This window comes from Bifidobacterium sp. JNUCC 75 (genome assembly GCF_054819865.1).
The window spans coordinates 2,216,309-2,235,732 of record NZ_JBTHIF010000001.1 but is presented as its reverse complement, the minus strand read 5'-3'; the positions used below and the strand labels follow the sequence as shown (position 1 = coordinate 2,235,732).

Annotated in this window: 15 protein-coding genes and 4 tRNA genes; 14 read left to right on the top strand and 5 right to left on the bottom strand. The window is 61.4% G+C overall.

What is annotated here, in order from left to right; all coding sequences use genetic code 11:
* Positions 1-69 precede the first annotated feature (69 nt).
* Together hrcA and dnaJ are read left to right on the top strand one after the other, a co-directional pair.
* Positions 70-1,143: a heat-inducible transcriptional repressor HrcA gene (gene hrcA / locus ACVWNW_RS08970; protein WP_454482302.1), complete on the top strand. Its 1,074-nt coding sequence runs from the start codon at positions 70-72 to the stop codon at positions 1,141-1,143.
* An 84-nt stretch (positions 1,144-1,227) separates the two neighbouring features.
* On the top strand, positions 1,228-2,364 hold the full coding sequence (gene dnaJ, locus ACVWNW_RS08965) for a molecular chaperone DnaJ (RefSeq protein WP_144177108.1): 1,137 nt from the start codon (positions 1,228-1,230) through the stop codon (positions 2,362-2,364).
* 1 nt (position 2,365) lies between these two features.
* Here the strand turns inward: dnaJ and ACVWNW_RS08960 are convergent, their stop codons facing one another.
* Positions 2,366-3,160 (bottom strand): fructosamine kinase family protein, encoded by a 795-nt coding sequence (locus ACVWNW_RS08960; protein WP_144177106.1) that lies wholly within the window; start codon positions 3,158-3,160, stop codon positions 2,366-2,368.
* Between the two features lie 145 nt (positions 3,161-3,305).
* Between ACVWNW_RS08960 and ACVWNW_RS08955 the strand changes: the two genes are divergently transcribed.
* The 3 genes from ACVWNW_RS08955 to ACVWNW_RS08945 all read left to right on the top strand — a co-directional run bounded on the left by ACVWNW_RS08955 (position 3,306) and on the right by ACVWNW_RS08945 (position 9,283).
* Positions 3,306-4,181 (top strand): undecaprenyl-diphosphate phosphatase, encoded by an 876-nt coding sequence (locus ACVWNW_RS08955; RefSeq protein ID WP_144177105.1) that lies wholly within the window; start codon positions 3,306-3,308, stop codon positions 4,179-4,181.
* Positions 4,182-4,465: 284 nt separating this feature from the next.
* Positions 4,466-7,906 (top strand): InlB B-repeat-containing protein, encoded by a 3,441-nt coding sequence (locus tag ACVWNW_RS08950; protein ID WP_186363884.1) that lies wholly within the window; start codon positions 4,466-4,468, stop codon positions 7,904-7,906.
* Positions 7,907-8,629: 723 nt separating this feature from the next.
* Positions 8,630-9,283 (top strand): helix-turn-helix transcriptional regulator, encoded by a 654-nt coding sequence (locus ACVWNW_RS08945; RefSeq protein WP_144177103.1) that lies wholly within the window; start codon positions 8,630-8,632, stop codon positions 9,281-9,283.
* Between the two features lie 557 nt (positions 9,284-9,840).
* On the opposite strand, the gene ACVWNW_RS08940 is transcribed toward ACVWNW_RS08945, so the two are convergent.
* The 4 genes from ACVWNW_RS08940 to ACVWNW_RS08925 all read right to left on the bottom strand — a co-directional run bounded on the left by ACVWNW_RS08940 (position 9,841) and on the right by ACVWNW_RS08925 (position 10,210).
* Positions 9,841-9,913 (bottom strand) — tRNA-Val (locus ACVWNW_RS08940).
* A gap of 31 nt (positions 9,914-9,944) precedes the next feature.
* Positions 9,945-10,016 (bottom strand) — tRNA-Val (locus ACVWNW_RS08935).
* 23 nt (positions 10,017-10,039) lie between these two features.
* Positions 10,040-10,110 (bottom strand) — tRNA-Cys (locus tag ACVWNW_RS08930).
* 27 nt (positions 10,111-10,137) lie between these two features.
* Positions 10,138-10,210, bottom strand: a tRNA-Gly gene (locus ACVWNW_RS08925).
* Between the two features lie 162 nt (positions 10,211-10,372).
* On the opposite strand from ACVWNW_RS08925, the gene ACVWNW_RS08920 reads away from it, so the two are divergent.
* From ACVWNW_RS08920 to ruvB, 9 genes are all read left to right on the top strand, one after another.
* Positions 10,373-11,203, top strand: coding sequence for a PAC2 family protein (locus ACVWNW_RS08920; RefSeq protein WP_024628113.1), 831 nt, complete (start codon positions 10,373-10,375; stop codon positions 11,201-11,203).
* Between the two features lie 77 nt (positions 11,204-11,280).
* Positions 11,281-13,326: a threonine--tRNA ligase gene (gene thrS / locus ACVWNW_RS08915; protein ID WP_144177101.1), complete on the top strand. Its 2,046-nt coding sequence runs from the start codon at positions 11,281-11,283 to the stop codon at positions 13,324-13,326.
* Between the two features lie 3 nt (positions 13,327-13,329).
* Entirely contained in the window at positions 13,330-14,004 is a 675-nt protein-coding gene (gene pgsA, locus ACVWNW_RS08910) for a phosphatidylinositol phosphate synthase (protein ID WP_144177099.1), read from the top strand.
* A gap of 4 nt (positions 14,005-14,008) precedes the next feature.
* Entirely contained in the window at positions 14,009-15,019 is a 1,011-nt protein-coding gene (locus ACVWNW_RS08905; RefSeq protein WP_144177097.1) for a phosphatidylinositol mannoside acyltransferase, read from the top strand.
* Positions 14,994-16,280 (top strand): glycosyltransferase family 4 protein, encoded by a 1,287-nt coding sequence (locus ACVWNW_RS08900; protein WP_144177094.1) that lies wholly within the window; start codon positions 14,994-14,996, stop codon positions 16,278-16,280. Before ACVWNW_RS08905 ends, ACVWNW_RS08900 begins: the two co-directional genes overlap by 26 nt.
* A gap of 61 nt (positions 16,281-16,341) precedes the next feature.
* Positions 16,342-17,097 carry a YebC/PmpR family DNA-binding transcriptional regulator gene (locus tag ACVWNW_RS08895; protein ID WP_110425236.1) on the top strand — a complete coding sequence of 252 codons (756 nt, stop codon included), beginning with the start codon at positions 16,342-16,344 and terminating at the stop codon, positions 17,095-17,097.
* A 4-nt stretch (positions 17,098-17,101) separates the two neighbouring features.
* Positions 17,102-17,683, top strand: a complete 582-nt coding sequence (gene ruvC / locus ACVWNW_RS08890) for a crossover junction endodeoxyribonuclease RuvC (RefSeq protein ID WP_110412913.1) — start codon at positions 17,102-17,104, stop codon at positions 17,681-17,683.
* A gap of 42 nt (positions 17,684-17,725) precedes the next feature.
* Complete coding sequence (gene ruvA / locus ACVWNW_RS08885) at positions 17,726-18,337, top strand: Holliday junction branch migration protein RuvA (RefSeq protein WP_144177092.1); 612 nt, start codon at positions 17,726-17,728, stop codon at positions 18,335-18,337.
* Between the two features lie 3 nt (positions 18,338-18,340).
* Entirely contained in the window at positions 18,341-19,417 is a 1,077-nt protein-coding gene (gene ruvB, locus ACVWNW_RS08880) for a Holliday junction branch migration DNA helicase RuvB (protein ID WP_232346972.1), read from the top strand.
* The last annotated feature ends 7 nt before the right edge of the window (positions 19,418-19,424 follow it).

Genomic DNA, 19,424 nt, shown 5'->3' with positions numbered 1-19,424 from the left:
CTTCGCGCGACGTTTTGGCACTCTCATGGCCCGAGTGCTAATAATGAAACCATGACGGAAGGAGCGACATTGCCTAATACCAGACGCATGCTGGTGCTGCGCGCGGTCGTCGAGGACTATATTCGTTCTCGCGAGCCGGTAGGGTCGGGTTCGCTCACCAGAAATCATCAGCTTGGAGTCAGCTCCGCCACCGTGCGCAACGACATGGCGGCCCTGGAGAGCGAGGGCTACTTGGTCCAGCCCCACACCTCGGCCGGCCGCATCCCCACCCAAAAGGGCTACCGTTACTTCGTCGACAGGCTGGCCACCATCGTGCCCCTGTCCGCCGCCCAGCGCCGGGGGATCAACGCTTTTCTCTCCGGGTCGGTCAACCTGGAGGACACTCTACAGCACGCCGCCCAGCTTCTGGCCCAGATTACCGGGCAGATCGCCGTGGTGGCCTCGCCCTCACTGGCGAGCTCGAACCTACGTAGGGCCGAACTTATAGGGCTCAGCCGGGGGACCGTACTTATGGTGGTCATTACAGACACGGGCCGGGTAGTCCAGCGTACCCTGCATGGGCCCCTTCAGGAGGACCCGAACGCTCTGGCGGATCTGTCCGACCAAATCAACCGGCAATGCCAAGATCTGCCTCTTGACCGTGCCGCCGACCGCTGCCGCATGCTTGCCGATTCCCTTACCGAGGGCCGCGACAAGTCCATGCTGCGCCTGGTGGCCACAGTCTTCGACGAGATGGCTACCCGAGAGCAGACCAGCGGCCTCTACATGGCTGGCACCTCCCAGCTGACTCACAGCCAGGCCGTCTCCCTGGGGGATCTGGGCTCATTGCTGGATGCCCTGGAGGAGCAGGTGGTGCTCATGCGGCTCATGCGGGCGCAGAGCGAGCTTTCCCGTGAGAGTAACGGGGTCAGCGTGGCCATCGGCACCGAGACCCGGACTCCAGAACTGGCCCATGCCTCTGTGGTGACCAGTGGATACGGGCACGCCAGGGCTAGGCAGACCGACGGCTCCGAAGCCGACGAGCCGGTCGCATTTGTGGGCTCCATCGGGCCTACCCATATGGACTATCCAGCGACCATGAGCGCGGTTCGTGCTGTGGCCTCTTACTTGACCGGTTTTCTAGCCGGCGACGGGGAGCCGTGACCGTCAAGGCAACGGCACAAGTCATAGGTATCGTGGGCCCATGCAACTATGGGTCGAGAGGGCATCAAACGAAAAGGATGATCGGTGGCAGATTACTACGAGGTTTTGGGAGTCGACCGCGGCGCGAGCGATCAGGACATCAAGCGTGCCTATCGCAAGATGAGCCGCAAGTACCACCCGGACATCGCCGGGCCTGAATACGAGGACAAGTTCAAGGAGGTCAACAGCGCCTACGAGGTGCTCTCCGATCCTGAGAAGCGGCGTATGTACGACGCGGGCGTGGATCCCAACGACCCCCAGGCCTCCCAGGGAAACGGCCCCTTTGACATGGGCGATGTCTTCAACCAGTTCTTCGGCGGCGGCTTCGGGGGCACCACCCAGGGGCCCATTCCGCGCACACAGCCCGGCCGGGACGCACTGGCCCAGGTCTCTGTGGACATGAAGACCGCCATTTTTGGCGGCGTTGTACGCACCCCCATCAGTACCTATGGCCTCTGCCAGGAGTGCGGCGGCTCGGGTGCCCAAAAAGGGACCTCCCCGGTGACCTGCCCGGTCTGCAACGGCAAGGGCTATGCCCAGAAGGTGGTGCGAACCCTGCTGGGCCAGATGATGAGCCAGGCACCCTGCGAGCGATGCGAGGGCCACGGCACCATCATCGAGCACCCCTGCCCGGTCTGCAACGGCCACGGCCGTGTGCGCACCCGGCGCGAGGTGGGCGTCAACGTGCCCGCAGGCGTGGCTGACGGCTCCCGGCTACGGCTGGCCTCCCAGGGCGAGGTGGGCGAGGGCGGCGGTGCCGCCGGTGACCTGTACGTGGACATCACCATCAAGCCCGACAAGCGCTACACTCGCAGCGGCCAAGACCTGCACTGCTGGATTGCCGTGCCCATGACCTGGGCCGTGCTGGGCCACCAGGTGGACCTGGAAACCTTCGACGGTCAGCGACAGGTGGACATTCCCGCCGGCTGCCAGCCCGACCAGGAGATCACCATCAAGGGTCTGGGCGTCACCAGGCTGGGCAATCGTGAGGAGCGCGGCGACATCATCGTCCACGTGCTGGTCCAGATTCCCACCAAGCTGGATGACGATCAGCGCCGCCTGATTGAGGACTTCGCCAACAGCCACGACTCCGAAGCCAAGCAGGTCCCGCAGAGCGCCAAGCCTGCCGGAGTCGGGGGCCGCAAGGGGATCTTCGGCAAGCTCAAGGACATCTTCAGCTGAGTCAGCCCAGCAGCGACCGGCACATGGACCTGTACTCGCTCACATAGCCGCCGCCGAAGAAGGCACAGTGACCGGCGATGGCGTAGAGCTGCCAGAGTGTAGTCCGATTCTGGTAACCGTCCGCCAGCGGATGCACGCTCTGGTAGCCATCCAGAATCTGCCCTAGATAGGGGATGCCGAACAGCTGCAGCATGGCCAGGTCCTCCTCGCGATGACCGCCGTGAGCTGCAGGATCGATCAGAACTGCTTGGGTGTTCCCGTCGTTCCTGGTCCACATGACGTTCCCGCTCCACAGGTCCCCGTGGACCCGGGCTGGCCTGTCATTGGCAGCCGCACCCAGCAACTCCGGCAGGGCCTGGATCACCTCTTCGGTCATCTTCATGTCCTCGCGGTTCAGTGCTCGCCGATCCATGGCCATGCTCACCATGGGTTCAAGCCGCCCCTTGGCCCAATATGTGGCTGGGTCGTCCCAGGCACCCACGTCCATAGGCAGCGGATCCTGCAGGGGCCCGAAGTAGCAGGTGCCCTTGTAGCCCTCGGGCGCGGAACCGAAGTGGTCGGCCCCGGCATCATGCATGTGTGCCAGCTGGGCGCCGAAGCGGTAGGCCGCGCCGGGCGTGGGGGAGGCAGAGGTCACCTCCTCGATGTCCAGGTAGTCCGAGCCCCAGTCATAGACGTCCACCACCCGGGGACCGCCCTGCGCCTGCGCCTCGCCCAGCCATTTAAGTCCGCGCCCCTCGCACTCGAAGAATCCTGCCGGGGCCCCGCCCCTGGATTTTCTGTAGGTCTTGGCCATGATGATCCACACCCCTATTCGTCGAGTCGTCGATTCCGACAAGATCCATTGTGGGCATTCTGCGAGACATGCCCGGCCCTTGGTTCTTCCTGCCCTGCGCGGTGGCTATGCTTGCCATTATTGTCCGACATAGCAAGAGGGGTCCATGAATTTCTTCGAAGCCATTCTGTTCGGCCTGGTGCAGGCCCTGACGGAGTATTTCCCTGTGTCATCCAGCGCCCATATCCGCATTGTGGGCGGCCTGCTGGGCCAGGACCCGGGCGCAGCCTTCACAGCCATCATCCAATTCGGCACCGAGCTGGCGGTCCTGCTCTACTTCCGGCATGACATTGCCCGCATACTGACCCATTGGTTCCGTTGCCTGGCCGGCAAGGACGGCTCCTCCTGGCGCGAGCGGATGGGATCCAAGGACCATGATGCGGCCCTGGGCTGGTACATCATTCTGGGAACCCTGCCCATCGTGGTGGCGGGTCTGCTCTTCCAGAAGATAATCGAGACCAAGCTGCGCAACCTCTGGATCACCGTGGTAGTGCTGATCGTCTTCGGTCTGCTACTGGACTACTTTGACCGCCACGGCCGCCAAAACAAGGAGATCCGCCAGATGAATGCCCGAGACGCCCTGCTCTTCGGCATCGGGCAGATGCTGGCCCTGATCCCCGGCGTATCCCGCTCGGGCGGCACCATGACCTTCGGCCGCGCACTAGGCTACACTCGCGAGTCCGCCACCCGGGTCAGCTTCCTTATGGCCATCCCCGCCGTCTTCGGTGCCGGCATCCTAGAGACGATCAAGTCCTTGAAGAACATCAATGCGGACGCTGCCTTCCCCGGTTGGGGGGCCACCATCTGCGCCACAGTGGTCAGCTTCCTGCTGGGATACATCGTCATCATCGCCTTTTTGAAGATCGTCTCACGCTTCTCCTACCGGGGATTCGTCATCTACCGGATCGGCCTGGCCATCTTCGTGGCCATCATGCTCATGGTCGGCGCCCTGCCCGCCGTAGGCGGCGTGGCGGCCAACTGAGCCTGCAAGAACTGCCGAGGAATTCAGCGCTCTCCTGAATAAGTGATAATATTTTGTCACATGTTGCCCATGGTTCTTAGGGGTGGAATCAGTCCAGGCCTGTATAAGGTTTGTGGTCAATGAGGCATCATGAATTTTGGGGAGGTTTGAAGTGGTTTCGTCGTCTAGGTCTGCTGATTCTCGCAGTCATAGGTTTGGTCTTCGGTCACTCATATCGACATTGGTGCTGATACCCCTGCTTCTGACCGGCATGGCTGCCGGCACCGTTTTCGCCTCCGACGCAGATGTCAACGGGGGGGGGGGGTCGCTATACCGATCCGGTAGATAACGGTTCGCTTGGCAATTTACAACCGACTAGTCTGCCTTCTCCGTCACCGCTGACGACCTCATCTGTTTCACCGTCGCCTGCTCAATCTCAGTCTGAATCAGCTCCGAGCAATTCTCACGAGGATGCCAAAACCCAGTCAGCTACTGCCGATTCCCACACTGTGGTATTTGATTCCGCCAATGGAGGCAAAGCAGAACGCGTAACTGTGCCGGATGGTTCCTTGGCGTCACCGCCTATTCGCAATCCGCAGCGTGACGGCTATCGTTTTGACGGCTGGGCGGAGCATGACGGAATCATGGATTTCCGCACCCCGGTCACCAGAGACATCACCTTAAAGGCCAAGTGGACAGCGGTTACTGATTGGACTCTGAGTCCCGACCATGGTCCGGCTTCCGGCGGCACCAGCATCACCGTTACACCTCCGAATGCGGATTCCCTTTCCTTTAGCACGTTGGAAGCCCGTGACGACAAGCTGATCGGTGTGACCGGCGATGGCCGCCTGTTCACGTGGACAACGAACGATAAGATACCCGTTCAGGTGCCATCACCTCGAAGTACGTCTGGCGACGTGCGATTCATAACTGGAGTCGTTGGCAGGAACGGTTACGCGGCCTTGAGCCGGGACCACCGCATCTACACCTGGAATGGGAGCGGGGATACACCAGCCTTGCTCGCCTCAGACTCCACGACCTACGCCAGCATCGCCATGACTCCTGGCCACCTCTTAGCAGTGAATCAAGATGGCCTTATATGCGCATGGACCAGTAAGGGGAAGCTGACAGGAAAGGCCATGAGCCTGCCCAAGCAGGCCTTAGCAGTCAAGGCGGTTGGCAATGGTGATCGCCTGCTCGCCTTGGATAGCAAGGGCCAGGTATGGACTTGGAAGCCGGATGCCGTTGATATCAATCAGATACAACCCGTCAAGGTCACCAGCCGCATTGTTCAGATATCATCCGTGGATCATGGCTTTATACTTCTTGACTTAACAGGTCAGATTAGCTATCTGGATAACGAACAAAGCCAGCCAAAACCGCTTGTTTCATCTGAACTTTCTGCCGTTACAGCCATAAGCAGTAACGTTATGCAAGCAACTCTCATAGATTCAAAAGGCCGCATCTGGGCCTGGAAGCCCGGCGAAGCGCCCACATGTACGACCGATGGGAATCAGCAGTACATGCAAGCCGCCGAAGCCGCCGGCAGCAGAATCACCGCCATCAGCAGGACGGGCGACATATACAGGTGGAGCCTGGACGAGCAGGGCCGGCCCGGCAAACCAGCAAGGCTCGACACCAGCACCGCGCTCACACTGGAATCAGCTAGCATGGACGGCCAAGCATTGACGTTCAGCAAGAACGACGACGCTTTGCAGGCGGAGATTCCCGCCCACAAGCCAGGGCAAACCGCCATCACCATCGCCGGCAGGCAGGACGGCCAGCCCTTCACCAGGAGTCTCAACTACACGGTCGACCAGCCCCTGACCAGGGAGGAAGTGCAAAGCCCCACTTACACGGTCACCTTCAATGCAGAAGGCGGAAACCCCAAACCCGCAGACCAGAGTGTCTCCACCCCGTACGGCAGGGCCAAGCGTCCCTCCCCCGACCCGGCTCGCCAAGGCTACCTGTTCGACGGATGGTTCATTGGGGAGGTCGCCTACGACTTCAGCAGACCCGTCACCCAGAACCTTACCCTCACCGCCAAATGGACCTTCAAAGACCCCAACAACACGTGGAAAATCAACCCTGACAAAGGCAGCCAGACAGGAGGCCAACAGACCACCATCACCCCGCCAGACATTCCCAGGCGAGGCATCAGGTTCAGCCAGGTCAGCGAAGGAAAAGAAGGGAAAGATACCTATCTGACCAATTTTTCCTTGGCTTTGGGCAGTGACGGGAACGCCTACGCCTGGGGGAAAAACGACCATGGCCAGCTCGGCGACGGGACGTACACCGACCGGACTACGCCGGTCATGGTGCAGAAGCCTGCCGGCGTGTCTGCGGATTTCACCTACGTGCAGGTCAGCGCCGGAGGTGCCCATTCGCTGGCCCTGGGCAGCGACGGGAACATCTACGGCTGGGGATTCAACCGGTATGGCGAGCTCGGCGACACGACGAGAACCGAACGGAATACGCCGGGCAAGGTGCCCAAGCCTGTGAATTGTCCGGACCTACCAGCGGATTTCACCTACGTACAGATCAGCGCCGGAGAGGATGATTCGCTGGCCGTGGGCAGCGACGGGAACGTCTACGCCTGGGGATGGGACTGGGATGGCGAGCTCGGCGACGGGATGGAGGGCGGCCTTTGGCTTGAGTCGCACAGAGCGCTGAAGCCTGAAGGCACACCCACGAACTTTGCCTTCGTGCAGGTCAGCGCCGGAGGCGCTCATACGCTAGCCATAGGCAACGACGGAAACGCCTACGCCTGGGGATTAAACAGCACTGGTCAGCTCGGAGACGGGACGGACACCTACACTCAGACTAAGCCGGTCATGGTGAGGACGCCTGATCGCAAGACGTATCCGGACGTGCCTGCGAACTTCACCTACGTGCAGGTCAGCGCCGGAGACGCTCATACGCTAGCCATAGGCAGCGACGGGAACGTCTATGCCTGGGGAATCAATGTTGATGGCGAGCTTGGCAATAACAGCGAAGGTGACTTTGCAGGTTCGTCTGTTCCCGTGCGCGTGCGCGATCCAAGCAGCCCCACTGACGCGAGCAAAGGGCTGAAAGCCACACAGGTCTACGCCGGAAGCCATCATTCACTGGCCGTGGGCAGCGACGGATACGCCTATGCCTGGGGAGAAGACAAGTATGGCAGGCTCGGCAACAACAGCGGCGGCTCTTCGAGCGTTCCTATTCATGTGCGCGACCCCGCCAGCCCCACTGACGCGAGCAAAGGACTGAAAGCCACACAGGTCAGCGCCGGAATGTATCGATCGCTGGCCGTGGGCAGCGACGGGAAAGCCTACACCTGGGGATACAAAGCCTACACCTGGCAATACGACGACGCTTCCGGTGATATCATCGACGGCGCCACCAACAACTGGAGTGTTCCAGTGCCGGTGGAGATCAAACTGCAGCTGGTGATCACCGGCGTCAGATTCGACCAGACCCCCGCATCAGAACTGAAGCCCGGCGATGGCGGCAGCGTGACCGTGACCACGCCTGCACACATGCCGGGCACGGTCACCGTCAGCGTGGACTACACGGTGCTGGGCGGACCCCAGCAGCCGGACACCTCCCTCAAATACACATACCTGGCTGCAGGCGTGCTCCCAAAGGCGGGCGGGGAAGGCATCCTGCTCGCCCTGGCCACCGGCATGACCGGCATGGGCGGGGTCCTGGCATCCCGCCGCCACCGGAGGGAGACACGCCTGCTGTCATACACTTCACACGAGTAAGACAGGCCTGAGGCGGATCAATCCCCCCGCCCCCGGCCCACAAAAGGGGCAGGGAGGCCAGTGTCAGTCAAGGCTCAACCCCAAGTGAGCCGACACTCCCTCCCGCGCCCCCACCACACTTACGCCTGCTGGAGTTCAAGGCAGGCATGCACGTCCCGAACACGGCCGGGCCAGCCACGGGCAGAAACCCGCAGCCAGCCTGGCCGCTGTTTACTCATATAGGCATGTGTTGTATAAACCCGTTCAATATCTTTGGTCAAGTCGCCTTTAGATCCAGCTGACACCTAAAGCTACGTGATCAGGCTCACATTGTTCCTGTACCTTGGTCCTAGGCATGCTAAGGTACTTATCCTCAGCTTCTGAATTACTCAGTTTCCCATGATTACCAGGTTTCCGCTCTCATCCAGACCTGCAGGATTCGTGTAAGGCAGCTCCGCTACAACATCGAGTCCATTTCGACTGGCCGGGTTTGCGAAAAGCAAGATTCAGCCGCCTTCTTGCGTTACCATGAAAATTCATTCGGCACTTCAGCACTCCTGCGGTCTCAATAGGTCGTATGTAAAGGACTGAAGTGCACAAAAGAAGGTCTAATATACGGGATTAGAGGAGGCCGATTGGCTGGTATGGAGGTGATGGACCATATCACGCCATCCAATACCTTTCGCTTCCCGCAGCACCAACCGGTGGTTACAAGCCGCCCTGTTAGGATGTTGAGGATCAGCCATGCATTTCACAGTAGACAACCTTGAAGAGGTATTTCCCCTGGCAGAATTCATAGCCGATTCCTTCGGTCCCATGGCCGAGATTGTGGTTCATGACATCACACGCCCAGAAAATTCCATTGTCTTCATCCGCAACGGACAGCTCTCCGGACGCTCCCTGGGTGACAGGATTACTGATCAGACGCTCCAACTGGCCATACGGGCCGACCAGGACGGGGCCGACTTCGTCTCCGACTACAGAGGGCGCCGGCTGAACAAGCACGAGTTCCGCGTCTCCTCCTACCTGGTCCGCAACCGGGAGCAGACCGTCATTGGTCTGCTCTGCATCAGTATCAACATTACCGAGTTGCAGCAGGCTGCCCATGTGTTGCAGACGCTGTCCTCGATCGACTCCGACGATGTACAGATCTCCACTGAGACCTCCCGCCACCACGTGAGCGAGGAGCCCGCGGAGAACATTCGCAGAATCACCAGAGATGAGGTCCGCCAGTTCAACATTCCTATGGACAAGCTGACCAAGCAGGACAGGCTGGAGATCATTCGCAACATCAAGGACCGGGGCATCTTCCTCATCAAAGGCGCGGTGGGCATCGTAGCCCCTGAGCTCAAGATATCAATTCCCACCCTCTACCGGTACCTGCAGGCCCTGAAATAAGGGCTAAAAAGTAAGACCTCCGGCGGCAGGAGAGGGGGGTATATTTCTGTGCCGCCGGAGGAGCTTTACAGCACGGCCGCCGCCATTGGCGACAACCGGAACGTGGCCATACATACAAACCACGCAAGTATCACATAGGTAAAACAGGGAGCCCTCAGTTTCCTCGAGCTGGGGTGCATTGCAGATTCAGCCAGGCTAGATACGTGCCCTCATTGGCCTAGGCCTTTCTTCATGCTATCACCTCTTCAAGGATGTATCAGGTACTCCCGTTTCTGGCAGGTCCCCCGACCTGCTGCTAAGAGCAAATTATCACAAGGTCCCGGACATACTCAACACTTCGTTCGCTATCCGCCACGAAAACCGGTCGACAGCCACTGTAGTTAAGCATGAACAGCAAACTTCAGTCATGCTGGTAACAATAATTTATTACTTGCATCTTTGCCGGGGAATGACTAGTGAAAGATCATCGAGAATTCAGAAAGTTCGTAAAATGCCAATCGCTGACTTAGAACTATCGGTAGATAAAAGATAGGGGAGGGGGAAGGAGAAAATCCAGGTGGGCGATGCAGGAATCGAACCTGCGACCCCTTCGGTGTGAACGAAGTGCGCTAGCCGCTGCGCCAATCGCCCGGATTGGAAAAGACCACCGAAGTGATCCTCGTGGGCGATACTGGATTCGAACCAGTGACCCCTTCCGTGTCAGGGAAGTGCGCTACCTCTGCGCCAACCGCCCGGGTCATTCTCGTTTCGAGAGAGAGGTGGGTACGAGAGTCGAACTCGTCTATACGGCTTTGCAGGCCGCTGCCTAACCGCTTGGCTAACCCACCGTATTGGTTAAACTGCTCGAAACCTCGAGCGGGCAACGGGACTCGGACCCGCGGTCTCGACCTTGGCAAGGTCGCGCTTTACCAACTAAGCTATGCCCGCACATTCAACTTTCACCGTGGTGGTGACTGCCGAAGCACGTTGCACTACTGTAGCGTAGACCTCCGCACTTGGCAAAAAGCGCGTGTCGCCGCGTCATAGAGCCACCCTCCGCTGACGGCAAAGCCGCCAAGTACAAGGCTTCCTACCGGTAGGGTGAGAGGTATGAGTGAAGAAGCCAGGCAGCACTGCACCATGGTGGCCGCCTTCGATGGCTGGAACGATGCGTGCTCAGCCTCGACCAACGTCATCCGCCACCTGTTGAACGTCTATGAGTCCCATGAGATCGGCAGCATTCCGGGCGATGGGTTCTACGACTATCAGATGTCACGGCCCATGCTCTGCCACGTGCAGGGTCGGCGGCGAATTATCTGGCCCTCTACCAAGATCTACCGGGTGCAGATTGATGACACCCACACGCTTCTGCTGGAGATGGGCCCGGAACCCAACTACCACTGGAGCGACTTCTGCAGGCGCAGCATCCACTGGGCCGAAGACGATGAGGCGGAGGCCATCATCACACTGGGTGCCATGTTCGCCGACTGCCCCCACACCAGGCCCCTGCCCATTGACGACCTGGCTGGCGACCAGCCCAAGACCGACACCGATGGCCACTCCGGCCCCATAGGCATCCCCACCGTTCTGGACGCCCTGGCCACCCAGGACGGCTACAGCACCGAATCCATCTGGGTCTCCGTGCCCCAGTACCTGGGTAGCGACGAGTGCGCCCAGGGAACCCTGCAGCTGCTGCAAAGGCTCTCAGCCATGCTTGGCGTCCACCTTGACGAGGGGGAGCTGCCCCGCAAGGCCGCCGAATGGAAGGCCCAGGCCGGCATGCTTCTGCGCTGCAACGACGACCTGGCCAACTATGTCCACCGTCTGGAGATGGATGTCGACCAGGCCCAGGTGGACGAGCCGGCCGCCGAAGAGCTGGTCCGGGAAGCCGAGGATTATCTGCGCTCCATGGGCAACAAAGGCCCCTCCTTGTCTGAGTGACGACCTAGGCTGTGGGTCGATAAACCATGTCCAGCCTGCACCCTGTAACGCGGGCTCCGATAGCAAGGACGGCATTCATGACACAGTCGAACATCTCCATCATCGTCAAAGGCGAACGGAAGGAGGTGGCGGCGGATCAGACTGGCGTCCAGCTTTTTGCTGACGACAAGGACATCATCGCCGTCGACCTCAACGGGCAGCCACGCGACCTCTACACACCCCTGCACGAAGGCGACAAGGTCGATCCCATCACCTTGGAGAGCGACCAGGGACTGGCCATCATGCGGCACTCGGCAACCCACGTCATGGCTCAGGCCGTCCAGGAGATCCGCCCGGACGCCAAGCTGGGCATCGGCCCGGCCATCAAGGATGGCTTCTATTACGACTTCGACGTGGACAAGCCCTTCACCCCCGACGACCTCAAGCAGATCGAACAGCGGATGAAGCGGATTATCAAGTCCTCCCAGAGCTTCCGTCGTCGCGTGGTGACCGAGGAGGAGGCCCGCAAGGAGGAGGCCGACCAGCCCTACAAGCTGGAGCTGATCGGAGCCAAAGAGGCCGAGATCAATAGTGAGGAAGCCACTGAGGTGGCCACCGGTGGCGAGCTGACCATGTACGACAATCTGGACCGCGAGGGCAACACGGTCTGGAAGGACCTATGCCGTGGCCCCCACCTGCCCAACACCCGCTACATCCGCTGCTTCAAGCTCATGCGAACGGCAGCCGCTTACTGGCGCGGGGACGAGAAGAACCCCATGCTCCAGCGCATCTACGGCACTGCCTGGGCCAACAAGGATGATATGAAGGCCTACACCGCCCGTCTGGAGGAGGCCGCCCGCCGCGACCATCGCAAGCTGGGCGCCGAGATGGACCTCTTCTCCTTCCCTGATGAAATCGGGCCCGGACTGCCCGTCTTCCACCCCAAGGGCGCGGCCGTCATCAACGTCATGGAGGACTACTCCCGCCAGATGCACCGGCGCAACGGCTACTCCTTTGTGCAGACCCCGCACATCACCAAGGGCCACCTCTACGAGATCTCGGGCCATCTGCAGTGGTACAAGGACGGCATGTACCCGCCCATGCACCTGGATGAGGAGAAGGATGCCAACGGCAAGGTCACCCGCCAAGGCTTCGACTACTACCTGAAGCCCATGAACTGCCCCATGCACAACCTGATCTTCAAGTCCCGGCAGCGCTCCTACAAGGAACTGCCCCTGCGGCTGTTCGAGTTCGGCACCGTCTACCGCTACGAGAAGTCCGGCGAGGTCCACGGCCTGACCCGCGTGCGCGGCCTGACCCAGGACGACTCCCACATCTACTGCACCCGTGACCAGATGAAGGGGGAGCTGACCAACCTGCTCCAGTTTGTGCTCAAGGTGCTCAAGGACTTCGGCCTCAACGACTTCTACCTGGAGTTGTCGACCAAGGATCCCAACAAGTTCGTCGGTTCTGACGAGGTCTGGGAGGAGGCTACCAACACCTTGGCCGAGGTGGCCAAGGACTCAGGGCTAGAACTGGTTGACGACCCCGAAGGCGCCGCCTTCTACGGGCCCAAGATCTCCGTACAGGCGCGCGACGCCATCGGGCGCACCTGGCAGGTCTCCACGATTCAGCTTGACTTCAACCTGCCTGAGCGCTTCCAGCTGGAGTACATCGCCGCCGACGGCTCCCACCAGCGACCGGTCATGATCCACCGGGCTCTCTTCGGTTCCATCGAGCGCTTCTTCGCCATCCTGCTGGAGCACTACGCCGGCGCCTTCCCGGCCTGGCTTGCACCGGTCCAGGTGCAGGCGGTGCCCGTGGCTGACGAGTTCGCCCCCCACTTGGAGCACCTGCTGGACGAGCTGCGCGATGACATGGTCCGCTGCGAGATCGACCGCTCCGACGATCGCTTTGGCAAGAAGATCCGCAACGCAGCCAAGTCCAAGGCACCCTTCATCCTGATTGCCGGCGAGGAGGACGTCTCCAAGAACGCGGTCTCCTTCCGCTTCCGCGACGGCAGCCAGCTCAACGGAGTGCCTGTGGAGCAGGCCCGCGCCTGGATCAACGAGGCCATCAAGGTCCGCGCACAGATCAACTCGGCAGACGACTTCCGAGCGAACACCTCCTGCAGTCAGGACTGACCAATGTTCGAGCATCTACGGCGCCCTTGGAAACGCATCATCGCCCCCATCGCCCGCGGCCTGGTTCATCTGGGCGTGAGCGCCAACGGTGTCACGATCATCGGAGCCGTAGGCACCACTCTGGTCGCCATCGTGATCGGGTTCACCGGCTGGCTCCTGCCCGGGGCCATCGTCCTGGCCATCCTGGTGGCCTTCGACTCCCTGGATGGTTCCGTGGCCTCGCTGACCGGCGGAGGCACCCAGTTCGGGGGCTTCCTGGACTCCACCCTTGACCGGATAGCCGACTGGGCCGTCCTGACCGGGGTCATCATCTACCTGCGCCGCCACGAACTGGCCTGGGTGGCGGATGGCGGCCACCAGGATCCCGACATCTGGGCCCAGGTCGGCATGGCTGCAGCGCTCTTCGCTATCATGACGTCCTTTGTCACCTCCTACGCTCGGGCACGGGCCGAGGCGGAGGGCTTCGAGGCCAAGAACGGCATCGCCACCAGATCGGACCGGCTGGTCATCATCCTGGTGGGCATGGCGCTGACGGGGGCCGGGCTGCCCTTGGCCGTGCTCAGCTGCTTCCTGGTCCTGCTGGCCCTGCTGGGCATCGTCACCGTCTGGCAGCGGATCAGCCACGTCGCCAAGGATATGAGCCGCAACCCGCAGCCTGCCAACCCCAACCACGAGTGAGCCCATGCCGGACCGACTGCTCATCTTTCTGGCGCAGCATGCGCGTCTGGTGCCCGAGAGGTTGTTGCGCGGCCTCTTCCTGGCAGCAGCCGACTTCTGCTGGCTGTTTCGGATAGGCGGTGTCAGGCAGCTGGAGCGCAACCTGGCCCATGTCATGCCGGAGGTCGACCATCCCAGTCTGCGTCGCACCTCGCGCCAGGGCATGCGCTCCTACTTCGTCTACTTCGTAGAGGCCCTGACCGTGGGGGCCCGCACCAAGGAGCAGCTGTTGGCACGTATACACGGTGGCGGCAGCGCCTACCCGGATCCAGCCAAGACAGATATCGGCCTGCGCTCCCTGCCCATCGGCATGGGCCACCAGGGCAACTGGGACTACGCGGGGTTCTGGGCCTGCTCCACGGTCGGGCAGGTCACCACGGTGGCAGAGCGGCTGCGGGACCAAGGCATGCTCAACACCTTTGCGGACATCCGTCGCCGCCTGGGCATGAACATTCTGCTGACCGGTGAGCCGAACATCACCGGCCGTCTGACAACCCTGCTGCGGGAGCCTGATCAAGTCGTGCCCCTGCTGGCCGACCGCGATCTGAGCCGCCGAGGCGTCTTCGTCAGAGCCTTTAACTCCTGGATCCGCGTGGCCGCTGGCCCTGCCGTCATAGCCTTGGATGCCCGCCTGCCCCTGTATACCGTGAACATGCACAGGGAAAAGCTGACGGGGGAGCGCCGCCGGCAGGCCAAGGCCCCCTACGGCTATGTCTGCCAGGTGGACGGGCCTATCGCCATCGAACCCTACCTGGATATGCCCCGGAAGCAGGCCATCAACGATCTGACCCAGGCCTGGGTGGACCAGTGGGCCCAGGGTATTCGCGAGCATCCCGAGGACTGGCACATGCTCCAGCCGATTTTTCTTGAGGATCTGGATCTTTCTCGGATGCACGACCTTCCGGACTTCATCCTGGCCCAGGCATCCAAGAACAAGGGAGGTAACAGGCATGAAGGCACCCGAGCAAAGGCCTGAGCAGGAGGCGGAACGTGCCGCTATCAAGGCCCCTCTGCGGGTGGGGATCATCTCGCCCTACTCCTTCGAGACCCCAGGAGGCGTCCAACTGCACATCCGCGACTTCGCCAGGCATCTTATGGACCGCGGCCACCAGGTGCAGGTTCTGGCGCCGGGCCGACGCACCAAGGACATGCCCCTTTGGGTACAGACCACCGGCTCCTCTTTCTCCATTCCCTACAACGGATCCGTGGCCAACCTGAGCTACTTCGGCGTGGCCGGCCACAAGACCAGACAGTGGGTCAGGCAGGGCCACTTCGACATTCTGCATCTGCATGAGCCCGAGGTGCCCTCCCTGAGCCACAAGCCCCTGCGGCCCGGATTCATTCCCTGCCCCTATGTGGCCACCTTCCATGCGGCCTTCGATTCGACTCCGCTGGCCCTGAGGCTGACCAGGCGCTACCTGCGCCGATACCTGGCCAATATCAGCCAAGCTATCTTCGTCAGCCCCTCAGCCATGCAGAACGCCCGGAATCTGCTGGAGCCGGGCATCCCCAGCCAGATAATTCCCAACGGCATCGAAACGAGAGCTCTGCGCAATGCCAGGCCTCGTCCAGAATGGCAGGGGAGCGACCGGCAGCCCACCATCGGCTTCCTGGGAAGGATGAAGGAAGAGCGCAAGGGGTTCAGAATCTTGGCCCAGGCCGCACCTGCCATTCTTCAGCGTGTGCCCGGAGTCCGCTTCCTTTGTGCAGGTGACGGCCAGGCAGATGCCAGGAAAGTACTTGAGGCTGTTGATCCCGGACTGGCCCAGCACTTCACCTTCCTGGGTCGGATCAGTGACGAGGACAAAGCCTCCTTCTACCACAGCCTGAATATGTATGTAGCCCCGCAGACCGGGGGAGAAAGCTTCGGCATCGTGCTGGTCGAGGCCATGGCGGCAGGCTGCCCGGTGGTGGCCTCGGACCTGCCAGCATTCAAGGATGTCTCACAGAACGGCCGCAGCGCGCGTCTGTTCGCCACCGGAGACCCCCAGGACTGCGCCCGGGTGGTCCTTGAACTGCTGGACGACCGACCCACACGTCTGGGTCTGGCTTCGTGCGGAATGGGTCGGGCCAGCGACTACGACTGGGAGCGGGTCACCGACCAGATTCTGGACGTCTATGCCCGGGCCCTGGCAGCTCGGCCTGATCATCGCCGTGGCTTGCTGGGCAGACTGGTGGGCCGGAAGGTTGGTTCTCTTTACGATGAAGCCCCCACGGGGGGGCCTGAAAACCCGTAAAATTGTCAAAGAGCGGAACTAGAATTCCATTCGTTTACGCATTCGTACCGTCAGGAGACATATGTCAGGGCATTCGAAGTGGGCGACCACCAAGCACAAGAAAGCAGCCATCGACGCCAAGCGTGGCAAGCTCTTCGCCAAGCTGATCAAGAACATCGAGATCGCTGCCCGCACCGGCGGCGGTGACCCCGACGGTAACCCCACCCTCTACGACGCCATCGTCAAGGCCAAGAAGTCCTCCGTGCCCGCAGACAACATCACCAGGGCCGTCAAGCGTGGCTCGGGCGAGGAGGCCGGAGCGGCCAACTACGAGAGCATCGTCTACGAGGGCTACGCTCCCGCCGGCGTCGGCATAATCATCGAGTGCCTGACCGACAACCGCAACCGTGCGGCCGCCGAGGTCCGTTCCACCCTGACCAAGGGCGGCGGCTCCCTGGCCCAAAACGGGTCGGTCAGCTTCAACTTCGAGCGCAAGGGCCAGATCATCGTCCCCTCGGAGGGCCTGGACTACGATACGGTCTTCGAGAAGGCCGCCGAGGCAGGTGCTGAGGATGTGCAGGACAACGGCGAGAGCTACACCGTACTGACTGCCCCCGGCGATATGGTCACCGTCCGTAAGGCCCTGCAGGATGCCGGTATGGACTACGACTCCGCCGATTTGGTCCTCAACCCCAAGAGCGAGGTCACCCTAGACCTGGACTCCGCCCGCAAGGTCTCAAAGCTGATCGACAACCTGGACGATCTGGACGACGTGCAGGATATCTACAGCAACTGGACTGCGCCCGACGAGGTCATGGCCCAGTTGGACGACGAGTGACCTTATGATTGTTCTCGGCGTCGACCCGGGGCTCACCCGATGCGGCGTTGGCGTCATTGAAGCCGGTGCATCGCGCCGGCTTTCCTTTGTTCATGTGGACGTCGTGCGCTCAGACCCCGAACAGAGCCAGGACCTGCGTCTGCTGACCATCTACCAGGGGCTGACGGCCGCCTTGGACCGTTTCAGTCCCGACGTGGTATCAATCGAGCGAGTCTTTGCCCAGTCCAATCACAACACCGTGCTGGGAACCGCTCAGGCGGCAGGGCTAGCCATGCTGGGAGCTGCGCAGCGGGGGATTCCCGTGGCCCTGCACACACCCACCGAGGCCAAGATGGCCGTAACCGGCAACGGCCAGGCTGACAAGATTCAGGTGCAACGGATGGTGGCCCGCATCCTGGGGCTCAATCAGCTGCCCAAGCCTGCCGATGCCGCAGATGCTTTGGCCCAGGCCATCTGCCATGCCCTAAGGCCTGCCGGGGCCATCCAAGGCGGGGAACGCGAGGAGCATCTGACCCAGGCCCAGCGTCAGTGGGCCCAGGCCTCTGCCAAGTACGGCAAGCACCGGGGAGTCCAGCGAGACATGTAAGCTGATTCGAACAGACGTTCGATTCTATCGAGGGGTGATCAAGTGCTGGCAATGCTGACCGGGCGGGTGGCCGCCATCGAAACGGGCTCGGCGGTCATTGATGTTTCGGGAGTGGGTTTCGAGGTGCGCATGCCTCAGTCAGATCTAGCCTCCATGCGGGCCGAGTCCACGGTCACCGTTTACACCGCTCTGTCCCTGACTCAGGACGCGCTGACCCTCTACGGATTCCTCAGCCGCACCTCCAAATCCCTCTTTGCCCAGTTGCAGAAAGTCAGCGGCATCGGACCTCGTGTGGCCCTGTCCATTCTTGCCACCCTGAACTCAGACCAACTGGCCCAAGCCGTGGCTGACGGCGATGCTGTGGCCCTATCCCGGGCGCCAGGCCTAGGCAAGAAGGGTGCTCAGAAGATCATCCTCGAACTCTCCGGAAAGCTTGATTTGGATGCCGGCACGGGCAGACAGGGGCCAGCTCAGACCGACGATGGCGCCCACCAGGTGGTTGAGGGACTGATCTCCCTGGGATGGCTACAACGTGATGCCGAGCAGGCTGTTGAGCAGACATGCCGCGATGGAGGCTACACCCTGCCCCTGCAGTCTGCCGACATTCCCAAGGTGCTCAAGCAGGCCCTGACCCTGCTGGACAGGGGGCGCTGATCCATGGCTGACAAGCAGATGTCTACAGGGTATATAGATACCCAGAATGGTGATGCGCAAGAGGAATCCCTGCGGATGGTCTCGGCCAGGCCCATCGAAGGCGAGCCGGTCAGCGACGAGGAGCTGCGTCCGGAAACCCTGGACGGGTTCATCGGACAGCCCCGGCTCAAGGCCCAGTTGAGCCTCTTTTTGAAGGCTGCCAAAAAGAGGGATGTGGCCCCGGATCATATTCTGCTCGCAGGCCCCCCGGGCCTGGGCAAGACCACCCTGGCCATGATCGTTGCCCATGAGCTGGAGGTTCCCATTCGTGTCACCTCGGGGCCAGCTGTTCAGCATGCCGGCGACCTGGCCTCCATCCTGAGCTCTCTGGAGGCCGGTGAGGTGCTCTTCATAGACGAGATCCACCGTCTGCCTAGGGCCGCCGAAGAACTGCTCTACATCGCCATGGAAGACTTCCGGGTGGATGTCATGGTGGGCAAGGGCCCCGGAGCCTCCTCCATTCCGCTGACCCTGCCCAGATTCACGGTCATCGGAGCCACCACTCGTGAGGGCATGCTGCCCTCGCCGCTGCGAGCCCGTTTCGGCTTCACCGCCCACCTGGACTTCTACCCGGAGGAAGAGCTGGAGAAGTTGGTCGAGCGATCAGCCAAGGTGCTAGGCATTGTCCTGCAGGATGACGCCGCCCATCAGCTGGCCCTGCGCTCCCGTGGCACGCCCAGGATCGCCAACCGCCTCCTGCGTCGTGTGCGTGACTGGGCCATAGTCCACGATCTTGACCGTGTTGGCCCTGATGATGTCAAACAGGCCCTGGCCCTCTACCAGATCGATTCCGAGGGGCTGGACCGTCTGGATTTGGCCGTCCTCAAGGCCATCGTCAACAGTTTCGACGGTGGTCCCGTGGGCCTGAACAACCTGGCCGCTATGGTGGGCGAGGAGGCCGAGACGGTCGAAACGGTCTGTGAGCCCTACCTAGTGCGCGAGGGCTTCTTGGTACGTACACCAAAAGGGCGTGTGGCCACTTCTAAGGCCTGGGAGCACCTAGGTCGCAAACCGCCCGAGGATGTCATGAAGCTGTTCTAGACTGGGG